Annotated in this window: 19 protein-coding genes and 1 pseudogene; all 20 read right to left on the bottom strand. The window is 57.0% G+C overall.

Annotated elements, in window-relative coordinates; translation table 11 throughout:
- Window positions 1-33: 33 nt before the first annotated feature.
- Window positions 34-1479: an aldehyde dehydrogenase family protein gene (locus IPP88_13620; GenBank protein MBL0123712.1), complete on the bottom strand. Its 1446-nt coding sequence runs from the start codon at window positions 1477-1479 to the stop codon at window positions 34-36.
- On the bottom strand, window positions 1472-2557 hold the full coding sequence (locus IPP88_13615) for a nitrilase (GenBank protein ID MBL0123711.1): 1086 nt from the start codon (window positions 2555-2557) through the stop codon (window positions 1472-1474). Before IPP88_13615 ends, IPP88_13620 begins: the two co-directional genes overlap by 8 nt.
- 13 nt (window positions 2558-2570) lie before the next feature.
- Window positions 2571-2729: a hypothetical protein gene (locus tag IPP88_13610; GenBank protein ID MBL0123710.1), complete on the bottom strand. Its 159-nt coding sequence runs from the start codon at window positions 2727-2729 to the stop codon at window positions 2571-2573.
- Window positions 2730-2738: 9 nt separating this feature from the next.
- Complete coding sequence (locus tag IPP88_13605) at window positions 2739-3458, bottom strand: hypothetical protein (protein ID MBL0123709.1); 720 nt, start codon at window positions 3456-3458, stop codon at window positions 2739-2741.
- Between the two features lie 459 nt (window positions 3459-3917).
- The gene (locus IPP88_13600) at window positions 3918-4589 is read right to left on the bottom strand and encodes a hypothetical protein (protein MBL0123708.1); all 672 of its coding nucleotides are present in this window, start codon (window positions 4587-4589) and stop codon (window positions 3918-3920) included.
- A gap of 108 nt (window positions 4590-4697) precedes the next feature.
- A complete protein-coding gene (locus IPP88_13595) occupies window positions 4698-5693 on the bottom strand; it encodes a DUF4437 domain-containing protein (GenBank protein ID MBL0123707.1) in 996 nt (331 codons plus the stop codon).
- Window positions 5694-5734: 41 nt separating this feature from the next.
- Complete coding sequence (locus IPP88_13590; protein MBL0123706.1) at window positions 5735-6001, bottom strand: hypothetical protein; 267 nt, start codon at window positions 5999-6001, stop codon at window positions 5735-5737.
- Window positions 6002-6058: 57 nt separating this feature from the next.
- Window positions 6059-7657, bottom strand: a complete 1599-nt coding sequence (locus IPP88_13585; protein MBL0123705.1) for an AMP-binding protein — start codon at window positions 7655-7657, stop codon at window positions 6059-6061.
- 30 nt (window positions 7658-7687) lie between these two features.
- Window positions 7688-9574: a hydantoinase B/oxoprolinase family protein gene (locus IPP88_13580; protein ID MBL0123704.1), complete on the bottom strand. Its 1887-nt coding sequence runs from the start codon at window positions 9572-9574 to the stop codon at window positions 7688-7690.
- A gap of 23 nt (window positions 9575-9597) precedes the next feature.
- Window positions 9598-11669: pseudogene (locus IPP88_13575) on the bottom strand (hydantoinase/oxoprolinase family protein).
- 84 nt (window positions 11670-11753) lie between these two features.
- Entirely contained in the window at window positions 11754-12953 is a 1200-nt protein-coding gene (locus IPP88_13570; protein MBL0123703.1) for a CoA transferase, read from the bottom strand.
- Between the two features lie 290 nt (window positions 12954-13243).
- Window positions 13244-13468 carry a hypothetical protein gene (locus tag IPP88_13565; GenBank protein ID MBL0123702.1) on the bottom strand — a complete coding sequence of 75 codons (225 nt, stop codon included), beginning with the start codon at window positions 13466-13468 and terminating at the stop codon, window positions 13244-13246.
- Window positions 13469-13480: 12 nt separating this feature from the next.
- The gene (locus IPP88_13560; protein ID MBL0123701.1) at window positions 13481-14986 is read right to left on the bottom strand and encodes an FAD-binding protein; all 1506 of its coding nucleotides are present in this window, start codon (window positions 14984-14986) and stop codon (window positions 13481-13483) included.
- Window positions 14987-15072: 86 nt separating this feature from the next.
- The gene (locus IPP88_13555; GenBank protein MBL0123700.1) at window positions 15073-15951 is read right to left on the bottom strand and encodes a DUF1838 family protein; all 879 of its coding nucleotides are present in this window, start codon (window positions 15949-15951) and stop codon (window positions 15073-15075) included.
- Window positions 15952-16206: 255 nt separating this feature from the next.
- A complete protein-coding gene (locus tag IPP88_13550) occupies window positions 16207-17178 on the bottom strand; it encodes a VOC family protein (GenBank protein ID MBL0123699.1) in 972 nt (323 codons plus the stop codon).
- Between the two features lie 40 nt (window positions 17179-17218).
- Window positions 17219-17626, bottom strand: a complete 408-nt coding sequence (locus tag IPP88_13545; GenBank protein ID MBL0123698.1) for a c-type cytochrome — start codon at window positions 17624-17626, stop codon at window positions 17219-17221.
- Complete coding sequence (locus IPP88_13540) at window positions 17623-19050, bottom strand: FAD-dependent oxidoreductase (GenBank protein ID MBL0123697.1); 1428 nt, start codon at window positions 19048-19050, stop codon at window positions 17623-17625. Before IPP88_13540 ends, IPP88_13545 begins: the two co-directional genes overlap by 4 nt.
- Window positions 19051-19086: 36 nt before the next feature.
- A complete protein-coding gene (locus tag IPP88_13535; protein ID MBL0123696.1) occupies window positions 19087-19290 on the bottom strand; it encodes an SDR family oxidoreductase in 204 nt (67 codons plus the stop codon).
- Window positions 19239-19883: an SDR family oxidoreductase gene (locus IPP88_13530; GenBank protein MBL0123695.1), complete on the bottom strand. Its 645-nt coding sequence runs from the start codon at window positions 19881-19883 to the stop codon at window positions 19239-19241. Before IPP88_13530 ends, IPP88_13535 begins: the two co-directional genes overlap by 52 nt.
- Window positions 19880-21463: an FAD-binding oxidoreductase gene (locus IPP88_13525; protein ID MBL0123694.1), complete on the bottom strand. Its 1584-nt coding sequence runs from the start codon at window positions 21461-21463 to the stop codon at window positions 19880-19882. Before IPP88_13525 ends, IPP88_13530 begins: the two co-directional genes overlap by 4 nt.
- Between the last annotated feature and the right edge of the window lie 387 nt (window positions 21464-21850).

Here is a 21850-nt window from a genome sequence, read left to right as displayed (position 1 = left end):
TTCCTCTTGTGGTCAAGGTTTGGCGTGCCGACATCAGCCATCGATGGGCCGAATTGGGCGGGGCGGGAACCACCAAGGTGAGGCCGTCCCATCGTTGATCAAATAAGCCTGCTGGCGATAAAAACGTTGCATGCTTGGCTTTCCCATGCGCGAACCGCCCAGGCCCGAAAATTTGAATGACTGCTTGGCAGCATCGTGCACCATACCCGTTAACGCGGCGTCGTTGATCGAAATTGCGCCGGCATCAATGCGTGAGGCGATACGCTTCGCGCGTTCGATGTCGCGCGAGAACACGCAAGCCGACAAGCCATAAACAGTCGCATTGGCTTGGCGAATGGCATCCTCTTCGTCGTCGAATGGCATCACGGGAAGGATGGCAGCGAAGGTTTCCTCGTTGAGGATTGCCATCTCGTGCGTGACATTTATGAGCACAGTCGGTTCGCACCAGACACCGCCACCGAGTTCGAGCAATTTGCCGCCGGTGACGGCGATGGCGCCCTTGGCAAAGGCATCTTCGAGATGACGCTTGACGATGGGCACCTGCACGGCGGCAATGATTGGACCGATCTGCCCTTGATCGATATTCGGATAGCAGTGTCGCAGCGCTCCCACTTCAGCCGTCAAGGCTTGGACGAATCGTTCGTGAATGCTGTGATGCACATAGCATCGTTCGATCGACATACAAGTCTGTCCAGCATTGACCATGCTTCCCCATGCCAAAGCGCGTGCCGCGTGGGCGATGTCAGCGTCAGCGCAAACGATGGCTGCATCCTTACCACCGAGTTCCAGGTGCACCGGAACAAAGACCTCTGCCGCGAGCTGACCGACGCGCCGGCCAGTGCGCACGCTTCCCGTGAAGCAGATCAGATCACTGTTGCGAACCAGCGCCTCGCCAGTGGGTCCAGCACCGGTCACGAACCGCAACACCGCCACGAGTTCGGGTACTTGGGCGATCGCTCGTTCGACCACCGGAACGAATCGCGGCGTCGCCTCAGACGGCTTGATTAGGACCGCGCAGCCCACGGCCAGCGCCGGGATCGCGTCAATCAGCGACAATATCAGTGGAAAATTCCAGGGGCTGATGATGCCAGCCAACGGGAACGGTCTTTTGTGTTGCTCGATAATGACATTGGGGGCCGCCGCGCGCCTAGGTGTCTCGACTGCCAGAAGCGCGGGAGCGTCGGCCTGCCAGCGCCGAATGGTGCCGAGCATACCCTGTACCTCGAGCACCGACTCGTGCCGGCGTCCAGTATCGGCCGTAAGGGCCTCCACTAACGCGTCGCTCTCGACCGCGAATGCATCGGCCAATCGTGCCAATGCGGTTAACCGTTGTTCAACGGAAAGGGCTTGCCATTTGGGCTGTGCCAGACGCATCGCATTGGCGACCGCGGCAACATGAGCCGCACTGAAAACCGGCATCTGATAGTCAATTTGCCCGGTACGTGGGTTGCGAGTCGGCAGCGTCGTTTTTTCACTCATATCCGAGCACTCCGTTGGCGATAAGTTTCTCGATGGTGCGAAGTTGAGTGGCCGCAAATTGAGCTCGCTCTGGCACAAAAGGCCTCCCATTTTCGTCAAGCATGGTGTTGGGCGGATGCACCGATTCAGCATAGGTAGCCGCAAATAGCTCAAGCCGCTGGCGTGCGAGCATGTTGGCCATGCCGGGCGTGCGCCGATGGCGTCGCAACGTAGTTATATCTATATAGGCGTTGGCGACCATTGACTCACCAGTGCCGGCTTCAGCTAATACCTCGCCCTTGCAGTCGATGATTTTCGATAGCCCGTCGGCAGAGCTTTCGGGAAAATCGACATCACGCATGCCACCAGTATTGGCAGACACCACATAAGCACAGTTCTCGTAGGCGCGGGCGCGCTTGGCTATGTCTTTGGGTGTCAGGCGAGGGCTGCAGACTTCACTTGACGAATGCAGAAACACCTCCGCCCCCCGTAGCGCCAGTGTGCGGGCGATCTCTGGATAGAGAATCTCCTCCGAGGCGATGCAGGCCAAACGACCGAGCGGCGTGTCTGCAACCGGGAAGACACCGTCGAGACCATAGATATCGAGGTAGCGGTCCCACACATCGTGCGGTGTCGGCGCGTACATCGAAACCAGCCGCCGATAGCGCAGCACAAGCCGACCCGCATCGTCGATGATGAAGCTAGTCTGGAAGTACAGGCCGGGGAAATGCGCGTCGGTCTCATAGGCATTGCCTGAAAAGTACAGACCGAGGTTCTTGCACATCTCGCCTAGGATGCGGTACTCGGGACCGTCGGGCGCGAGCGCGGCTTTTTCGGCCCAGCCGGGCAGGGTATCGCCAAGTGGGTAGCCCGTCAGAAAATACTCGGGTGCTACCACCAGCCGTAGACCCGGACCAATGAACGCACGGCTCGCAACGATTTGACGATACACACGGTCTATGTTGCGCTGCATGGCTACGCGCGCCGAGTCGCTGTCCGGACAAAGGTTAACTGCGTAACACGCCGACTGCAGTGCGAGCGCCAGATACGGCGCGGGTACTGGATGGAGCGAAACGTTCGCGGTCTTCTCTTCCGTCATGGAGCCCCCACGCTTAAACCACCTTCATGTTAAATATCTCGGCGTTTTCGCGCTGTTCCACTATCCCAGCCTGTTGTGGCGACTCCCAGAATTGCTGTGCGCCAAATTCGGCGAAGGCGTGAGCCGTCACTGGGTCAGTGACAGGTCTTTCAAAAATCAAGTCGGCGGGCATGGCTCTGCTCTAGCTGCGGTGCACTAACTCGGTTAATTCGTAGTAGGTTTGCATGTAGCCTCCGACGCCGCCCTTGAGAAAGAGGTAGTCGGCATCAGCTGTACACCAGACATCGTAAGGCGGATGCTCCTCGGGCATCTGACCTGCGGTATCCACGTAGCGAAAATGCAGCGCATCAAATGTTCCTGCCGCCACGGTAATTTGCTCCTTGCCGACGAACTCCAGTCCGAATCCCAAGCTGAACAGCATTGGCCCCGTGGCCCCGCGATGATCGGGTGAGGTGAGCATCAGATTCGGATAATATTGCTTTCCGGGGCCTTGGGTGAGATCGTACATTCGCAGACACAGTGAGTCGCCGCAAATGGGATGCGCCCCCAGCCAGCGCACGCGGTCAGGCACTTCGATGCGCTGTGAGATGCGACCGTTGCGCCGGTTGACAGTTTGACATTCTGCGTACTCAGACGTGAAGTGCATCAGGCCCGTGCCTTCGTACTTGTCGCCCACGGTCAGGCGCACCGAGCAGTCGATGGGATTCCACTCGGGATCAAGTGCAAGGACTACATCGCGGATTACGTTTGGCTCGTCGTCAATTTCACAATGGGCATGAATTACACGTACGCCGTCAGCCTGGTCGGTGATATAAAAGTATTCTCGCCCACGTTCCTGGCCCAGCCTTTCGGGCTTGGTGCTGGTGTAGCGGATCGCGCCGCTGATTGTTTTGTGCTTCATGGTTAGCCTCTATTAACTGCCGATCTATTGGGGAAAAACGCGGGTGACGTGATTGGGACACGCTGACGGAATTGCGACACGATCTCTCGAAGAAAATCCTTGTTACGAGAGTAATATCGCCCAGACGAAATATTCGGTCGCTAATCGCTACCTTCTCGGTCGACGAGTGGCTTATCTTGCCGTTTGTGGTCTGCATGGAATCCAAAAACAGGGCTACTCAACTCGAGTCGTTTCGCGGGCCGCGCAGGTCGCAAAACGTAAGCCAGTCGGTAGAACAATCCGACTGCCTTTGCGGTGGCGCGGCGACCTTGAAGCGAGCTCTTGAAGACCAGCAGATTCATGACCTTTCGCATAAGCGTCAACGGAATCAATTCCTCGATGGCAATGCGGCTGGTATCAGCTGCTCGCCCTGGACTGCGGGTTGGCGTCGCCGCCGGGTTCATATGTAAGCTCATTTCCCTAGAACGGCTTGGTCGCACCAAAGAACGCGGTTGTCAAAATGAGGATCCAGTACAGGTAGGCAATGCTGCGGCCAAACTGGATGGAGCGCTCCAGCGAAGCTTCAACCTCGGGCGACGGGCCTTGCGCCAGTACGCGGAACATCACTGTCCATTCGCGCATGATGAAGCGCAATTTCAGGCCGATGACCAGTGTCAACGAATAAGTCAATATCTTCGCCGAATACCACTTTGCTGCGCCAAACGGGCCGTAGCCCAGCAGCGACGTGATCGCACTGATGAGCAGCACCGGTATTACCACGAATCGGATTGCCTCATCGATCTTGGTGAGGCGCAAGCCCGTATTTGTTTCGCGATAGTAGAACGCCGCCCAGCACAAGAACACCCAGCCGGCAAATAGCACCCACATGCCCGTTAGCCAGACGCCGCCGAGCGGCTGGAGGCCCCAAAGAAACCCCATATGTAGCCCCAGCGGCAGCAGCATGATGATGCCGGTGCGCGCCAGGATGTCGATGCGGTATGCCGCCTCCATATGGCGGCGGCGCTCGTCCATCGACAACTTTCGATTTATTACGTTGTAAGAGGTCTGAAAAACCCCCCATTCCCCGCCTAGCCAGTACACCATGGCAATGATGTGGAGCCACTTTAAGACGTTTATTTCATGAATTTCCATATTATCGCGCTCTAATTTTCAGGTGTTGGCACGTCGCAGAATGGCGGCATGTTCTCGATATTGGTAGGCCGCATCGTTCTGATGCGTACTTACCCGAGGCCTCTGGTTTCAGTGTTCATGGCTGTGACCGTCACTATGGTGGTGATGGCCGCTGTCGCCATGACTGTGCGTGTACCCTTTGCGTGGATCAGGTTCCAATGACTCGTGCGAGCCTCCAACGCGTGGCATTGTCTGCTCGAAATCTTCCGGCCCATGCGGATGATTGTGGCCGAACTGAATGATCCACTTGTACAGCTCGGGGTCGCGCTGCGCGAGTTTTGCAGCGGCACGAATCTGGTTCTCTTCAACTGTGCTCCATGGGTTGTAGTGGAAGTAGTTGAATAATTTGGAGTCCACCCGGCCAAGCGCAATGCAACCCTGTTCGCTGGCGAACGCGCCATGGTTTATGTAGGCTGGACGCCAGAAGTAGCCACCCGTGGGAACGGTGCCAAACTGCATCATCCAAGAATCACCCCAAAGGTGATACGACTCCTCGGCGCAGTCGTGGTAAGAAATGTTGTCCTGCCAAAAGTGAGGCGTCATGCAGTACAAGAAGGTCAGTGCATGGGTGCGGTCGTTGAAGTTCAGTAGCTTGACCAAGCAACCCGTCGCAACACTGGGCTTGGCGATGTTGCCCATCGCCCAAGGAATGTCGTTGTACGAGTCCGTCTGGTGGAATCGGTCGGTGCGGCAAAGGGGATGATTTGTATCTGACTCGACAAGGCTCGGCTCGCCCGTGTTATACATCATCAGCAAAAGACAGCCTTTCTCCGTCGATATTGCAGGCTGCGCGTAACCGGCCGGGAAGAAGACATAGTGACCCTTGCCCACCTTTTTGTTTCCCAACTGTAATTCACCTTCAACGACCAGAAGTTCAAGCTCGGACCAACTGAAGCCTGGCAATTGCTTGTAGCCGCCGTCTAGTTGGACGGTCATGCTGCAAGCCCCAGTGTCGGTATCCAGGCTCAGCATCTTGTATTGCATGCCGCTCCCGAATCCTTTCATTGTCATTTTCTTGAACGGAACGTCGCGGTCGCAGAACGGTTCAATGTGAGGACGTGCCATATATTGCTCTCCTTAGAAAATTTCGAGGTGCTCGCTGCGTATCAGTAAACGACTTTGTGAGGCCCACTTGGCTTAACCGGAATGTCAGACAGCTTTATCTTCGTGCGGGAATCGCCGTCGGTGTTGAAGCCGCGCGTCTGGATGCGGTCCAGGAACTCCGCGTACCAACGGTCACGTGTCGGAGCGAGGTCTTCCATCGCTTTGACAATCCCCTTATAACGCGCGCTTTGCTCCGCGATTTCCTGCTCAACCCAAAGCCGTTCCGCGGCGGAGCGGTCATGTTCAATGAAGAGGTTTTGAAATGTCATATCTGATCTCCTGTTAAAAGTTGACGTTGGACGAATCGGTAGTGATACCTGGCGCAATCATCCAATTTTGCGGGCCTGGTCTTTCCAATACGGCTCGCGCAACTGGCGATGCAGTACCTTTCCCGTGGCATTGCGCGGCAGCGTGGAGGCAAAATCGACTGACTTCGGTTTCTTGTAGCCTGCGATGCGCCCATCGCACCAGTTGATAATTTCCTCTGCCGAGGTGTTCTGCCCCGGTTTGAGCACTATTACCGCCTTGATGGCCTCTCCCCATTCGGCAGAGGGCACACTGATCACAGCGATCTCATAAACCGCAGGATGGTCTTGCAGTACGCGTTCGACCTCGGACGGATAGACGTTAAACGCGCCGGTAACAATCAGATCCTTCTTGCGGTCGACCAGGTAGACGTACCCGTCCTGATCCATGCGAGCCAAATCGCCTGTGAGCACCCAGCCATTGCGGATGGATTCGGCCGTGGCCTCCGGGTTGTTCCAGAAACCAGCGATATTGGCCTCTGTACGCACGCCAATCTCGCCCACCGTGCCGGGTGGCACAGGCCGGCCCAGTCCATCGAAAATTGATACTTCGACGTTGACCTGTGGTTTGCCACAGGAGAGCAAACGATGTTCAAAGGCGGGATCATTGAGTGCCAGTTCGTGGTCGGCCGGTTCTAGCACTGTGCCTGCGGTACCAGTTTCAGTCGACGCGAATGTCTGACGAAAGCGGCACTGCGGCAGCCGGCGCTTGGCGTCGCGCAGTACCTGCACTGGAATAGGTGAGCCTCCGTAGAGCATTGTATCGAGCGCACTAAGGTCGAAATGATCAAAGTCCTCGCGTGCAAGAAGTCGCTGTATCGTCGTAGGAACAAGGTTGGTAAACGTGATTCGTTCACGAGCGAGCGTCTCGAGCGCATGCTCAGCGTCGAAGTTGACAATCACGCTCGTCGAGCCCACATAAACCGCACAATAGATACCTGCAGTGCCTGCGGCAGAATAAAGTGGCGACGGGAGCATTACACGGTGTGTTCCGCGACTGCCAATAGCGTGTACGTGAATGAACATGCCAACCAGCGTGCTTCCGTGCGTGTACGTGGCTCCTTTTGGGAAGCCGGTGGTACCGCTAGTGTAGAGAAGCAATGATGGATCGTCGTAGACGAGTGGTGCATCAAGTATCGGTTCATCTGCGTCGCCTTGAGCCACCAGCGTTTCATAGTCGAGTTCGGCTGCGCCGCCGGTCTCGATTCCGATCAGCAAGGAGCACGATGGCACACTGGCCAGCGCAAGTTTCGCGTTCGCCAGTTCGGACTTGGCGACGATGAGTCCGGTTGCGCCGGAGTTTTCGAGAATGTAGGCGACCTCAGGTGGCGACAGGCGGTTGTTCACCGTCACCGTGATAGCGCCAAGCTTGGCCAACGCGAAAGACGCCTCGACCCATTGATGACTATTGCGCGCGTAGATCCCCACGCAATCGCCACGCTTCACGCCTAGCTTGCGCAATTCATTGGCAAATCGGCAACAACGCGCGTTTACATCGAACCAAGTCAGGCGCGTATTCCCGAACACGAGGCCGAGCTTGTTACCTGAGACTCGCGCGTTTCGCGCAAGCAAATCGCCGACGCCCATCAGGCCACCGAAAATTGGCGTACTTTTGTTCAAAGTCGCCTCATCATCATCCTTCGCTCCATCTTATGCGAACACGCCCGGCTTCCTGATCCATTTAGCGAATGTCGGAGTCTTCGGAGGATCGAGAAAGGTCTCTTCCTTGCATCTTGCTCGCAACTCCTCGATCGTGCCGCCGCGGTCGAACAGCTCAATTTTGGGTCGCTCTGCGGATATCTTCGCGCGGCGCGCGTTCGTCGCTTTCAGGTCAACAGTAAAGTCCTCAAGGACAACAACGCCATAGCGGCGCGCACCTTCCCGCGTAACCAAGCCGCGCCGACAGTCGAGAGCGACGAGGTCTGCTGGTCGTTCGAGTGGGTCGCCCCAACCGCCGCCACCCCAAGTATTGAAATACAGTATGTCCCCATCACCCACCTTGACGCGGTCGCATTTGGAGGGCAGCCACTGTTGCGTCCCGTCCTGGTGCTTGAGCAGTTTGTTACTGCGCGCGCCGGGCTTTCCGCCGTTGACGCCCCAAGGGTAGGTCAACCAGCGATCATCGTGGATCGAGATTTCACCGTCCGCTAGAAATTCGTAGGCTGTGCACACACCATTGCCGCCGCGGTGCTTGCCTGCTCCCCCCGAATCCGGAATGGAGCTGTACTCGATAATGCGCAGCGGAAAGTAGCTCTCGAGAAATTCGTTGGGAACGTTAGTAAACGAAGGCCACAACGAATGGCCATCAGGGCCGTCGCCCGCCGGCCGCCCGGGAATGCCCCCAAATCCGATCTGGAAAAGTTGATACCACTCACCATTCTTGTCATAGCCTGAAAACATCAGGTGGGGGCTGTCGGAGAAGCCGGCCGCATTGAGTGCCTCGGGCGCGCCCTGACCAAGTACGCCGCCCATAATGTCGAAGATGCGACCAAGTAGGTGCGTACGGCAGGACAGCGCCGCCGGACGGCGGGGCTTGAGTATGCTGGCCTCGGGGATTCGAACATCAACAAGTTCGTAAAAGCCGTCATTGAACAGTATCTGTGGGTCGAAAAGATTTATGAAGAACGACCCGAGGAACATCTTGAACATCTCTTCATTGAGGAGAAAGTTTACCGAACTGATCGATTGCGGGTCGGTTCCTCCAAAATCAAAGATTGCCTTGTCGCCCTCCCTCCACATCTTGCATGCGATCTTGTACGGACCCATGCCGACGCCGTCATCATCAATGTAGTCCTCAAAAGACTGCGGCTTCTCCGGGATCACCATCTGGATAATGGAACTCATGGCACGGCGATTGCGATCGAGCATCTCGTGCATCGCGGCAATGTACTCGTCCACGCCAAAGCGCGAGACAATTTCTGTCACACGCCGTTCAGCGATGCGAAGCGCGGCAACGATGGCATCGAAGTCGGCACGGTTCCAGTGTGGCATACGACAGTTGCGCAGCAGCAGCGCATGCATCTCGGTGTTGAGCTCGCCCTTGCGGTAAATCTTGACTGGCGGGATCTGCAAGCCTTCCTCGAAGATCTGCGCTGCGTCAGTCGGTAAACTGCCTGGTACCTTTCCGCCATTGTCGGTCATGTGTCCAAACATTGCGGCCCAGCTGACTACGCGTCCCTGATGATAAATCGGCATCATCGTCAACCAGTCATTGAGGTGGCTGACCGCCCCATTGCAAGAGTAAGGATCATTGGTGAGGAAGATGTCGCCTTCCTCGATAGTTCCCTCGTAGCCGTCGACAAAACCGTGAATGAAAGAACCAAACTGTCCAACGACCATCTTGCCGTCGTTGTTGGCAATCATCGGGAAGGCGTCGTGCTGCTCGCGGATACCGGGCGACATTGCCGTACGGAAGAGGACTGCGTCCATCTCCGTGCGCGCGTTGCGCAAGGCGTTCTCAATAATGTCGAGCGTGATTGAGTCGAGCGCCACCGATTTGAATGGCGCGCTATCCGTCTGAATGATCTTGGCTGGCATGATGGTTTCCTTAGATATTCGAATCAGACGTTCGGGCGAATCAGGATGTTGCCCACGGCATCAACCTGACCGGTGTGGCCGGGCAGGATCAAGGTCGTTGTGTCCATCTGGCAAACGATGGCCGGGCCGACAATGCAGTTGCCTGCCGTGAGCTTGTTGCGGTCGTAGATCCGAGTCTTATGCTCCGCACCATAGACGTAGATAGTTGATTCTTCGATGATTGCCTTGGATGCGTCGGCACTGCCCAGCACCATCTTTTCGGCGCGCACATTGGTTTCCGGTCCCTGCACGATCGCACGCAGGCTGACCAGCTCCTGTTCGGCGTCAAGCGCGAAGGTGTAGAGCTGGGAGTGCATTTCATCAAAGCGTTTTGCGACGCCCACCAGGCCTTCGGTATCGAGAAAGCTGCGTGTCACGTCGACGCTGAGCCGCATACCCTGGCCTTGGTAGCGCACGTCTAGCTGGTAGTCCACGGTCTGCTGCGCGTCGGACACGTTCTCGGCGACCAGTGATTTCTTAGCGGTCGACGTTAGATCATCCAGAATTGCCAGCACCTCGGCATTCGAAGTTTCGCTGAAGCGGCGGATGAAAGTACGTGAGGCTTCGTCACGCAGACGCGTGGTGGCATCACCGTAGGCGCACAATACCCCGGGCCCGGGGGGAATAATGACCGGCCACGAGCCACTGAGTTTTCCTAGTGCATTGGCATGCAGTGGGCCTGCGCCTCCGAAGCCTATCAGCGCGAAGTCTCGCGGGTCGTATCCTTGCTCAATCGACACAAGGCGTAGCGCGCCAAACATATTTTCATTGACGATGTTGACAATCCCCTCGGCAGCCTCTTGGACTGTTTTGCCAAGTGCGTCGGCGATCGTCTTGACTGCCTTCACGGCCATCTTGTGGTCAATCTTCATGTCGCCGCCGAGCCGTGATGATGCTGGCAGGTATCCAAGTACAACGTTTGCATCGGTCACCGTGGGCTTGTCACCGCCCATGCCATAGGCGGCAGGCCCCGGGTCGGCGCCGGCGCTTTGCGGGCCGACCCGTAGTGCCTTGGTGAGCTCCGGAACATATGCGATCGAGCCGCCGCCCGCCCCCACGGTGCGCACGTCGATCGAAGGCGCGCGCACCGTCACATCGGCGACTCGGGTCTCACGTCGCGTCTGCGCCGTATCGTTCTGTATTAGCGCCACGTCGGTTGAGGTGCCACCCATGTCAAACGTCAACAGGTTCTTGAATCCGGATTGCCTTGCAATCCACTGGGCGCCGGCGACACCGCCGGCAGGCCCACTCATAAGTAGGGTGACTGGATTGTTGCGAGCCGCGTCCACTGCGGCCAATCCACCATCCGAGCGCAGTACGTGCAGTTTCACGCCGGGCATCTTGCGATCAACTTCGGTGTGCAAGTTTTGAATATAGCGAGAGACCTTCGGTCGAACGTAGGAGTTGACCACGGTTGTCTCAGTACGCTCATATTCGTACATCTCGGGAATAACCTCGGACGAGATCGACACAGGGATTCCGGGCATTGCTTCTTCGACGATCTCGCGTACGCGCTGTTCGTGAGCGCCATTGGCATATGCGTTGATCAGGGAAACAGTCATTGCTTCTATTCCCTGGTTCTGTAAAGTGCTGAGGCTTGCACGTAACGCAAGTTCGTCCAACGGACTTACCTGATTTCCGCGGGCGTCAATACGTTCGTCAGCCTCGATCGTCAACTCTAGCGGCGCCAGTAACGGTCTTTTGTTGTAGATTACCCACCCGCCCAGACCACCAGGCACGAAAGAGCGCGCGATCTGTAAGACCTGGCGGTAGCCCTTAGTAGTGACTAGGCCGACGCGCGCGCCCTTTCCTTCCAACACGGTATTGGTGGCCACCGTGGTGCCGTGCATCACGTGAGTGATGTGCCGGGGTTGATGTCATTTTGCGCGCACAGTTTGTCAATGCCGTTGAGCACGCCAATCGACGAGTCGGCTGGCGTAGAGGGCACCTTGGCCGAATAGGTTAACCCGTTGCCCTCGTCGATAAGCAGCAAGTCAGTGAAGGTGCCACCAACATCGACCCCGAGTCGGTAGCTTCGCGTTGTACCGGATGACATAAGTTACTCCTCATTGCCCCAATTGTGCCGCCGAGCGGATGCCAGCCAGCAAGTTCATGATATTCGCGCGGTTCCTTGTTTGACCTACTGGATCACCGAATTTCGGCGCAGTGACGCGACACGCAGCTTGTCGTAACCGAGCAAATCGCTCAGCACGGATTCGGTGTGTTCCCCCAACGTAGGCGGTGGACTGACGGTGCCTTCATGTGTGTCTGTCAGCTTGATCGGGTTTCCCGGCATTTGAACAATTTCACCGTTTTGAAGTTTTACGTCGATCACCATATTCCGCGAGCGTATCTGTGAGTCATTCAGCGCTTCCGCGAAGTCATTTACCGGCGCACACGGGATTCGCGCCTTTCGCAGTTTCGCTAGCCAGTACTCGGCGGTGTTGCCGATCAACTCCTCCTGGATGATCATATCGATACGTTCGCGGTTGGCGAAACGAGCCGGTTGCTTCAAGTAGCGCGGCTCTTGCAGCTCCTCGTGTCCAATCACATCGCGGAACCTCTCGAAGAACGCGTCCCCGATGCAAGCGATAATGATGTGTCCAGTCTGCGTGCGGTAGGTGTTGTAAGGCACATGGACGAAATGGCTGTTCCCAATACGGTCTGGCACGTTCCCCGACATCAGATACATCGTCGCCATGTAGTTGAGCATAGAAATCTGCACATCGAGCATGGAGACATCCACATGCTGACCGCGACCGGTGGAGGTGCGTGCATTCAGTGCTGCCAGCACGCCGATTGCACCGAACACACCTCCGCCAAGGTCGCCAATCGGTATGCCCGATCGCACGGGGTCGCGATCGGGGAAGCCGCTCATCGACATGCCGCCTCCCATGCCCTGCACGACTTGGTCGAACGCGGGCCGGTTCGTGTCAGGCCCGGTTTCGCCGAAACCCGACACCGAGCACGTTATTATTTTTGGGTTGATGCGCGAAAGCGTTTCATGATCAATCTTCAAACGCTTGGTGACACCAACGCTAAAGTTGTCGAAAACAACGTCAGCCCTGCGTACCAGGTCGTAGAAAACCTCGAGGCCAAGATCGCTCTTCAAATCGATGCAGACGCTCTCCTTGCCACGGTTGAGAGTCAGAAAGTAAGCGCCCATGCCGTGACGTGAATAGTCGTGACTGGCAGCTAGTAGCGCGCGTGTTCCCTCACCTCTGCCCGGTGGTTCGACCTTGATCGTACGCGCGCCTAGATCGGTGAGGATCATGGCCCCGTACGGACCGGACAGCATGTGCGTCAGATCCAGCATCAAGATTCCGTCAAGTGGTTTCATAATCCTCGGTAGTGAAGTATTGACCCGTACTCGTTTCCATATCGATACGCAATTTTCGTGCCGTCACCTTTCTCCCGCCAAGCCCATAAATTACTGGGGGAGATGATTGCCACTGTCGAATTTCGAACCCCGTACTTCACCGGAGTGGAACAGGCTTGGAACGCCTGCAACATCGATCTGCAACGCGAATGGATCAAGAGCAACCGAGTACAAGGTGTGTTCGAGTTTAATAATCGATCCGCAATCGCACGGATTTACACCCGCCGTGGGCCGCATGTCATGCGCGTTGATCAACTTTTGCTTTCGGTGGGCGTGCGTACAAACAGCGCACCGATACAGAGTTTGATGATCGACGGCTTGAGGCAGAGTTTGGCCATCTGTATCGCCTCATTCGGAGTCACAATGGTTTCACATGGCACCATGCCTGCAAATCCGTTCATGACAATGTTGCCGTCTTTGACGTTAGCACTGTCTATACGCACGCCAAGCTTGAGCGATACCGTATTAACTCGCATGGAAAATCGCCCTCATTTCCAAGGTGCTGCATGCGCCGCGTTCTTGCCAGCGGCGCGACCCGAGATCATGGCTTCGGTAAGGTAGCAGCCATTCTGGTACAAATTGGAGAACATGGAGCCTAACTCGCCCGCCTCGTACAAACGCGGAATCGGCTTGCTTGAGTGGTCCAGTACCTGCGACTCCATATTTCGTTTGCCGCCACCACTGGTGCACACCACAGCCGGGACAATTTGTACTGCGTAAAATGGCCCCTGTGTAATCGGCTGCAAGGTTACCGGATTGCGCCCAAAGGCGTCATCCTGCCCAAGTTCGCACGCAGTGTTATATTGTTTGACGGTGGCTTCAACCGCTGATGGGTCGCGGTTGATCAGGAGCGCGAGTTCCGCGATGGTGTCGGCCTTGAGGACCCATCCCTGCTTGATCTCTGCAGTGTTGTCGTCGCTCCAGTCGAGATTCTCAGCGGCTATGTTCCAGGTAAATGCCTTAAGTGCCAAGCAGTTATATGCTCGCGTCGTTTCGTCGAAGATCATGTGCACCGGGCCGGCGTTCATGTGCGGCGTATCAACCCAGTGTTTGTGAATTTTTTCCTTGTAGTGCGTGAGTTGCAATTCGGCGGTTTCGTCATAAAAGCGCACGTTATCGGCAGCTATTTCGATCCAGCTATAGCTCTGCCAGAACAAGTTACGTAAGAATACGGTCTGGTAGCCAGGAATACGCAATCCCGGCCAAATACCACCTGATTGACCCTTGTTACGCATGTGCCAAAGTTGCGCGCCAGCCTTCTGCAAGATAGGAATGCCATCGCCGGTATTGGCTGGTGTGCCGAGTGGATGAAGCTCATCGTACCCGCAAAAATTGCGTTGCATTTCCAGGTTGGCGGCATAGCCACCCGTTGCCAGAACGACGCCACGCTTGGCCTTGATGGCTGCGGACTTGCCCTTATGCAACACGACCGCGCCAAAAACTTCCAGCGTATCGGGGTCCTGAATGAGATCAACAATTGGCGTCTCGTACATTACCTCTACCGGACGCTTGTCTATATTTGCCTTAAACGCCAGCCATACCCCAGCGGGAATGGGCAGGATTGTTGCCGTATGCGCTACCGCTTCGGCAGCACCGAACTCTGGGAATTCAAGCACAGCTTCGCGGTCGGTGAAGCCAACCCCATGAATAAATTGCGCGCCAACTTCGTCCGCGCGCGCCTTGATCCACGGCTCCAACTGCGACATGCGCGTGGCCCAAGTGTCAAGCATGTCTTCCGGAATCGGATTCGTGGTGCTCATCGCGCGCTGGTAGATTTTCAGCGCCTCGGGGTTCTTGTTGATCAAGAGTGATTGCCCCGAAGCGCGGGTATTTCCACCAGCGAACTTCTCGGGCATTTTTTCACAGATCAAAACTTTCGCTTTGGGGTCGGTATCGAGTGCCTCAATCGCGGCACTAGCGCCGGCGAGACCGAAGCCAAGGATCAGGACATCGACCTCGACGTCCCATTGCTTTATAGATGTAATGCTGGCCATAGCCTCATTCCTTCCAAATGAAAAAAATCGGTGAATCCACCGGCCGCGTTGGTCAATTCAAAACAGCAATTGCCGCTGCGGTGCGTTCACTCGCAATGATTCGGTAGCTTACCGGCCTTCTTCAGCTTGGCGTAATAAGTCCAGCTCGTTTCGTTGGGCTGGTAGAAGCTGTCCGGCGCAGTAACGTAGGCCGGAAAGTTCTTTAGCGTGTAGTCCTTGACCTTCGCCGGTAGTTGATTGAAGTTATCGTATTTGCGGCCTTGACCACTGTAGATCAGGTAGCCAGGCGCTTGGCCCAATTTCATCCAAGGCAACCAAGGACCAGTGCGAAACCAGGAGAAGTGGGTGGGTGTCGACCGTTGTGTATCCGAGGTCAGGTCCGCGGTGTTGGCAAAGAAGATGAAATGCTCGGACGCCAGATAGGTCGGTCCGGTCGATTCATCGGGGTGATCCGCTGGCGGCAGTGCGTTCGGGTAGGCTAGTGGCACATCCCAGCGCAACGACGCGATCTCGCCGGTCACGTTGAACGGACTTGGGCTGTCTTTGGATGGTGGCGGAAACTTGTTGCTGACGGGGTCGTTGGCCACCTGGACGACGCAGACCTTCTTGCTATTGAAGGGGTTGGCCCAGCGTTCGATAATTTCACCGGTTTTCAGGTCCTGATAGTAAGACACTTCGCGAGTCACCCATTCGTAGCTGCCGTCGACCTTGGCAATCATTCGGCCGGCGTTGTAGCCCTGCATACGCATGATCGGTTTGGCCTTCTCACCCGGCAGGACGACAAAAATTGTGGCCTCCCAGTCTTTGAAGACCGGCTTGCCGTCGATGTTGCCAACGACGCGCAGCAAGGCTTTGTACGCGTCCTCAGGCTTGGACAGGTCGAGTGCGCATGCGGACGCTGACATCAGGCACAGCGTGACGGCAGCGGCTGTCAAGCGACAAATCACGTGTTTGGTCAGTTGCATCTGAAAGCTCCAAGTGGATCAGGTTGAATGGAATAAGTGCCGTCGTTCAATAGACGATCAGCATTCTTGCCAATGCGCCATGTATGAAACATGAGAGGCAAGAAGCAAAAACCTTGCCAATGCGTTCCGTACACACCAAACAACCTGTCGGCCTCCGCAAGGCACCTTTGTTCAACAGGTTATCGGCATTGCGCACGCAGAACCCGATGCGGGGCTGATTGACGTACGCAACGAGCCATGTAACTTTGTTTCGACTTACACCGTCGACTCGTAGAACTCGAGCCACGCGCCGTCCGGAGATCGAACCGCAAGTAGCCCCACTTCGCCGTGCGGGGCCAGCTCGGTTGTCGTTATGGGCATCGCGAGCACGCAGCCGCAGCGCATCAAATGCCTGCCAAGCGAGACAATGTCCTTGACGGGAAAGCGCAACGCCGCCATACCAAAATTGGGTGGCGCACAGGATTGAGACCAATCCAAACCATCGGTGCCTGGCACGGTAACGATTTCGACCGAGCCATCGATTTTGCCCTGCGGATGCAGAATGTGGAGGCTCAGCCCGACACGTGACGCAACACCTGGCGGGATACCGAAAACACTGGCACCAGGCGCGAAGGCGTCGGACTGATACGACACCGATTTCTTGAAACCAAGTATATCGCCGTAGAATGCCAGCGCGGCACCCAAGTCGCGCACAATCTGGCTTGAATTAAATACTGGGCCCAGCCCGGAAAAATGTCCCATGCCCACAAGTGGTGGATCGATACGCTCGATCAACGCCAGCCGCACGTTGTCCGGCCCTCGCACCAGCCATTCCTTGACGGTTAGCCCCCCGAAGTCCCAACGGACCGGCGGTGATGCTCCATGCCATTGCTGCGCGCGCAGTGCGCTCGACTGCTGGTCAATATTGGCTACACGCAGATCGAGATCAAAGATGCCGCCACTGTCCCAGCATTGATCGTCTGGCCGCATGTCACTCTGGGCTCCAACATTGTCAAGTCGCATCAGACGCACGAGTCCTGTGCTGTATCCAGGGCGCCCAAGCAGCCACTCCTCGCCGGAGGCCATCGGTATGCCCCAGCCGCGCAGAAGACGTAAGTCCACTGCATCGTGGTGCCGAAGTTCCCAGCCGCCCGTACCGACCCAGCAGGCCAGATGGGGTGCGGCCGAACGTACGATCAGCACGGCCTCGGTGAAGCCGCCAATCTCGAAAGTGCTACCAATGGTCATCTCATGATCAATTTGGAATTTGGGGGCGCTGACACGCAGTTCATTGGGCAGCTGTTTCAGATTTGATAAACGTCAGTAGAGCAGCAATCTCGGCATCGCTAAGCGAGTTTGCATAAGCCATTGACGTGCCCGGCACGAGCGCGCTGGGGTTCGCTATAAAGCGCTTATAGGTGGTGTCGTCCCAAGTCAAATTTGCCTTGCGCAGCGCCTCGGTGTAAGTGAAGCCCGGGACACCTGCTGCCGCCGTCCCGATAGTCTGACTCAAGTTGGGCCCCACCTTTTGCGGCTCTCCTGGCTTGATCCCATGGCAGGGTGCGCAGCGTAGGAAGGCGATGCGTCCGCGCTGTAGCGTTTTGCCGTCGACGGCGAAAAGCGGCAATGAAGCCGTGCCAAACGCCAGCAAAACTAGAATGATTTTGCATATTTTCAACATTTCAATGGGTCTCATAGCTTTGCCAGAATCTCTGTGGCGGCGCGCTCGCCCGATTCCATCGCCGCCTCCATACCGCGCAGAGTGTGACCCGTGTGCTCGCCCGCGAAATGCAGGCACCCATGCGGAACACCCAAAGCCGATGCGTATCGCGTGATCTGTCCCGGGTGCCAATTTGCCCACGATCCGCCGGCCAGAGGCGATTGCTGCCAAGCGATGCGTCGAACCATGCGCACGGCGCCGAGTGACGAGGGATAGACCTTGGCCAGCTCATCGGCCACGAGACGAGCTGCGTCGGTATCATTCATCGCGTCCCAACGCGCTGTACCTGCGCCGTTAATCCACACGGTAAGACTTTCGGCTTGGCCTGTGCCTTTTTCGTCCTGCGGAAACACGCGCTCGAGCGGCCCATCGGACCATAAGTAAGGCAGCAGGCCCTCGGACTCCCAAAAGGGCTTGAGTACCTCGAGATGGATCTGCGTTATTCGTCCGTAGGCCAACTTCTTAACCGCCTCGTCAAGACGATTGGGCAAACCGGGAACGAAACGAATATGACGCATCGCCGGCAGTGGCAATGCGCAAATCACAAACCGTGCTCGATGGCGCGAGCGGTCTGCGCAACGCACGGTAACGCCAGTCGACCCAACATCCACTTCGGTCGCCTGCCGCCCAAGTTGTACCTCCCCTTTGAGCGTCTTGGCCATCGCTTCTGGCAGACGCTGGTTACCGCCAACGACATTTTGTACAGGCCCCTTGATTTTCACAACCTCAAGCATATTGGTTTGAACGTAGAAAAGATTTAGCAGAGAGGTATCGCCCAGCGTGTCACCATAGCCATTGTTTACATCCAGCAACCGCAATGCGGCGTCGCTCAATCCCTTCGCGCGCAGTTCTGCGAGTACCGGTATGTCGTAACGCGCAAAGGCCGGATCGCGCCACGCAGCGATCGATTTCAGAGGACTGGCGCCGATCAAGCGACCAAGCGCACGGTCGGGCGAGATTTCGCGCAAGGCCTCGGGGAGGGGATTTTCCGGCGCGTGTGCCCAGTCTCCGCGCGACCAGCGTCGACCATTGATGAAATACACCAGACCCTCCTCCTTGAGCAGCGGGGAGCGTGCGCTAGTCTCGAGCGGCACACCCAACTCCCTGGCGGTATCGACTGTGCGCGCATAGGCGGCGCTAATTTGGCTACCCCCCGCCTCGGGTCGTCCGGGCACGTCGTCGAGTGTGTGCAGGCGCCCGCCGATACGCCGGCTCGCTTCTAGCACCTGAACGCGCAGACCAAATTTTTCAAGTAACAGCGCAGCATTCAACCCCGCGAGGCCGGCGCCCAGTACGATGACATCAGGCTGTGAGCCAGCCCACAACGGTCGTGACGAAGCGCCGACGGCAATCGCGGCGGGCACAAGTTTAAGGAAACTTCTACGTTCTAAATCCGGCATTTTCTAAACCTCAATTGGATAGTTATTTCGCTTCTTTCAACCAGTCATCAACGCCCCACCGTCAATATGCAATACCTGGCCAGTGATATAGCGGGCTGCGCTAGAAAGTAGGAAAAGGATTGGGCCGACCACATCTTCCGCAACGCCAATTCGAGCGAGCGGAACCAGGCGCGCATAGGCGTCGATGTCTACCCGCAGCGCCGATGTATGAAGGTGCCGCCCGTGCCGCCGCGCAGGAATTCAGTGTCGATTGCGCCCGGCGAAACGACGTTGCAACGTACCCGCGGCGCCAGTTCGCGAGCCAAAATCTTGGTAAGGGTCACAACACCCGCCTTGGCGGTGGCATAAGGACCGTATCCTGCTTGACCCAGATCGGCAATTCCCGAGGACATATTGACGATCGCCGGTTCATGTTCGCTTGCTACTAGCAGCGAAGCCGCCGCACGGCAAACGTTGACTGTGGTGCGATAACTCGCGTCAAAGATGGCCGCCCAATCCGCCGTTGGAAAGTCTGTGACGGAGTGTTTGTTACCCATGTAACCTGCCAGGTTAACGAGTCCATCTAAGCCACCCCAGCAATTGTCTAGCTGCCTAAGTGCGGCGTCGACCTGCACGGGATCAACGGCATCGGCTTCGAGGACAAGGGCGCCATCCATAGGCGGGAACTGGGACAATGCCAAGCTGCGGTCCAACACGGCCACCCGCAATTCACAGGACACTGCTGCAGCGACCAAGCGCCGTCCGATGCCTCCACACCCGCCGACCACCAGCAGCCGTGATCCCGGCATCGGTGCGAGACGGCGGAAGTCTATCGGTGGCAGAGAGGAGTTCATGAAATGCGTGCCAAGCCTAGCGCCCCCGGGTTCATGAGACAGTCCGGGTCCAAGGCCTGCTTGATATTGCGAATGAGCGCAGCGTATGGCGCAGAAACATTACTCAAATACGGATACGCGCGACCGATCTGGAAGTTAATCGCACCATGAGCTTCAAGGATTTTCGCGCTGGCTAGCCACAGCTCATGGACGAAGACGCGGATGTCCGGCCGGTTCTGACGCTCGGACCAGACTTTGGGTGGGTCGCTCAGTTCGGTAGCCTCAATGTGTAGCGCAGTGACTTCGTCATACCAGTAGAAGCAAGGCTCATAGAGCACGCCATTGGGTACATTGGTGGTCAATGGCGAATACAACACGCCGAACTTATCCATTTCGCCTTGGCGCGACTGGATCATAGCTTCGACCTCAGCCACTGTGGCAGCAATGTGTCCCAATGGCACGATGCCATGTATTGGCACCCAGCGCTGACCATCAACGCCTAGCGCCGAGCGAAGTGGTGGGAACGGTCGCCCTCGCAGGCCCTTTGGCACAACCGGCGGCAGGGGTTTGCCACCGTTTTTTGTGGCAAGAGCCTCGATTTTCTTCAGTTGGCGTTCGGTATCGGCGTCTTCGTCTCCCTCCACGGTTAAGTGCAGCGAGTAGGGCGCGTCCTCGAGCGCGCTGGTGCCGGCGAGCGCCATGCCTGCGACGTCCTTGAGTCCCGCAAGCAGGCTCTTGCCACCTTTGATTACACCCATTGCAGTCTTCGCTGCTTCGCCAAGTTGCTTGCCCGTCTGCGCCGAATTTTTGGCCTTATAGGCATCGATACCAAAGGCCTCAGCACCGAGTCCTGAGCGCGCCAGGTCAGTCTGGGCGCCGATCATGGAGGCAAAGTCGGGAAAAGCAAACGATGCGTAGCCGATTGATGCCGGCTGCGAAATGAGTCGCAGACTGACTGCCACCTTGATGCCGAAGGCACCGACATCGCCAATGAACAAACCGGTAAGATCCGGTCCGCCCCAGCGCGAAAACGGAATGCTGTTTTCACGTCCTGCACTACCCGTGACCAAGCGCGCGCCATCGGCAAGGATTACGTCCACGGCCAGCACTGATTCCGCAGCACTACCGTGGCACACCGATCCGTAGAACACGCTGTTTTGGGATACGGTGCCGCCGACGCTCGCTCGCTGGCCAGATAGCGGGCCCCAGAACGGCGTGCGCAGACCTTTGGCATCCAATGCTTCGTGCAGCGTGGCCCAAGTGCAGCCGGCTTCGACGGTAACGTATCGGTTCTCCTCATCGATGTGCAGCACGCGGTCCATAGCGCGCAGGTCAAAGAGCACCGCACCTTCGTTGTCAGCAACGTAGCCGCCTGTATATGACATGCCGCCGCCACGCGGTACCACAATGTGGCCGGCGGCGGTCGCCGCCAGGACGGCTGCCTGTACTTGTTCTGGATTGGTGGGCGTGACAATGCACACTGGACGTTTGCCATACCAGAACAGGTCGTGAGAAAAATACTCGCGCGTTGCGTCATCGTCTATAACGTTTTTGTCTCCGACAACCTGGCGCAGCACGGTGACGATATTCGGTGTGGTCATGTTCGTTCTCCGGTATTGTTAGTTCGATATTCGCCGTGGCGATCGGTTCATGATGGATGCGCCGCGCAATTCGTGGGAACCCCGTCTGACGGTGTCAGGAACTCGACCCACTCGCCGGCCGAGCCTTGCAATAGCGCAACCGCCGCCCTGGGCCATCTTGGGTCACGATGTTCGTGCCAGTTGACGCCGGGCGGGAGCGGCATTCTTTGTCACGATTGTGCCGGACAGCGAGGGGCCGAAGTGCATGGAGGTAGTTGTGACCAATGGCGACGTCATTAACACAGGATTCCGTAGAAGGCCGCTGCGCGGGTGTTTCAAGTCATTTCGCTGACAGCTACCATGCAAGATTCCTGCCAGCTCGTGCCTCGCGCAATGCCACAGCGACCC

The organism is Betaproteobacteria bacterium, from assembly GCA_016720925.1.
GTDB lineage: Bacteria > Pseudomonadota > Gammaproteobacteria > Burkholderiales > Usitatibacteraceae > UKL13-2.
The sequence above is the reverse complement of the archived record's forward strand: the minus strand, read 5'-3'. Positions and strand labels throughout refer to the sequence as shown.

Coding starts and splice junctions, on each gene's coding strand:
- IPP88_13620 (MBL0123712.1), bottom strand. CDS start 1,479: ATGAGTGAAAAAACGACGCTGCCGACTCGCAACCCACGTACCGGGCAA.
- IPP88_13615 (MBL0123711.1), bottom strand. CDS start 2,557: ATGACGGAAGAGAAGACCGCGAACGTTTCGCTCCATCCAGTACCCGCG.
- IPP88_13610 (MBL0123710.1), bottom strand. CDS start 2,729: ATGCCCGCCGACTTGATTTTTGAAAGACCTGTCACTGACCCAGTGACG.
- IPP88_13605 (MBL0123709.1), bottom strand. CDS start 3,458: ATGAAGCACAAAACAATCAGCGGCGCGATCCGCTACACCAGCACCAAG.
- IPP88_13600 (MBL0123708.1), bottom strand. CDS start 4,589: ATGGAAATTCATGAAATAAACGTCTTAAAGTGGCTCCACATCATTGCC.
- IPP88_13595 (MBL0123707.1), bottom strand. CDS start 5,693: ATGGCACGTCCTCACATTGAACCGTTCTGCGACCGCGACGTTCCGTTC.
- IPP88_13590 (MBL0123706.1), bottom strand. CDS start 6,001: ATGACATTTCAAAACCTCTTCATTGAACATGACCGCTCCGCCGCGGAA.
- IPP88_13580 (MBL0123704.1), bottom strand. CDS start 9,574: ATGCCAGCCAAGATCATTCAGACGGATAGCGCGCCATTCAAATCGGTG.
- IPP88_13570 (MBL0123703.1), bottom strand. CDS start 12,953: ATGAAACCACTTGACGGAATCTTGATGCTGGATCTGACGCACATGCTG.
- IPP88_13565 (MBL0123702.1), bottom strand. CDS start 13,468: ATGCGAGTTAATACGGTATCGCTCAAGCTTGGCGTGCGTATAGACAGT.
- IPP88_13560 (MBL0123701.1), bottom strand. CDS start 14,986: ATGGCCAGCATTACATCTATAAAGCAATGGGACGTCGAGGTCGATGTC.
- IPP88_13555 (MBL0123700.1), bottom strand. CDS start 15,951: ATGCAACTGACCAAACACGTGATTTGTCGCTTGACAGCCGCTGCCGTC.
- IPP88_13550 (MBL0123699.1), bottom strand. CDS start 17,178: ATGACCATTGGTAGCACTTTCGAGATTGGCGGCTTCACCGAGGCCGTG.
- IPP88_13545 (MBL0123698.1), bottom strand. CDS start 17,626: ATGAGACCCATTGAAATGTTGAAAATATGCAAAATCATTCTAGTTTTG.
- IPP88_13540 (MBL0123697.1), bottom strand. CDS start 19,050: ATGCCGGATTTAGAACGTAGAAGTTTCCTTAAACTTGTGCCCGCCGCG.
- IPP88_13530 (MBL0123695.1), bottom strand. CDS start 19,883: ATGAACTCCTCTCTGCCACCGATAGACTTCCGCCGTCTCGCACCGATG.
- IPP88_13525 (MBL0123694.1), bottom strand. CDS start 21,463: ATGACCACACCGAATATCGTCACCGTGCTGCGCCAGGTTGTCGGAGAC.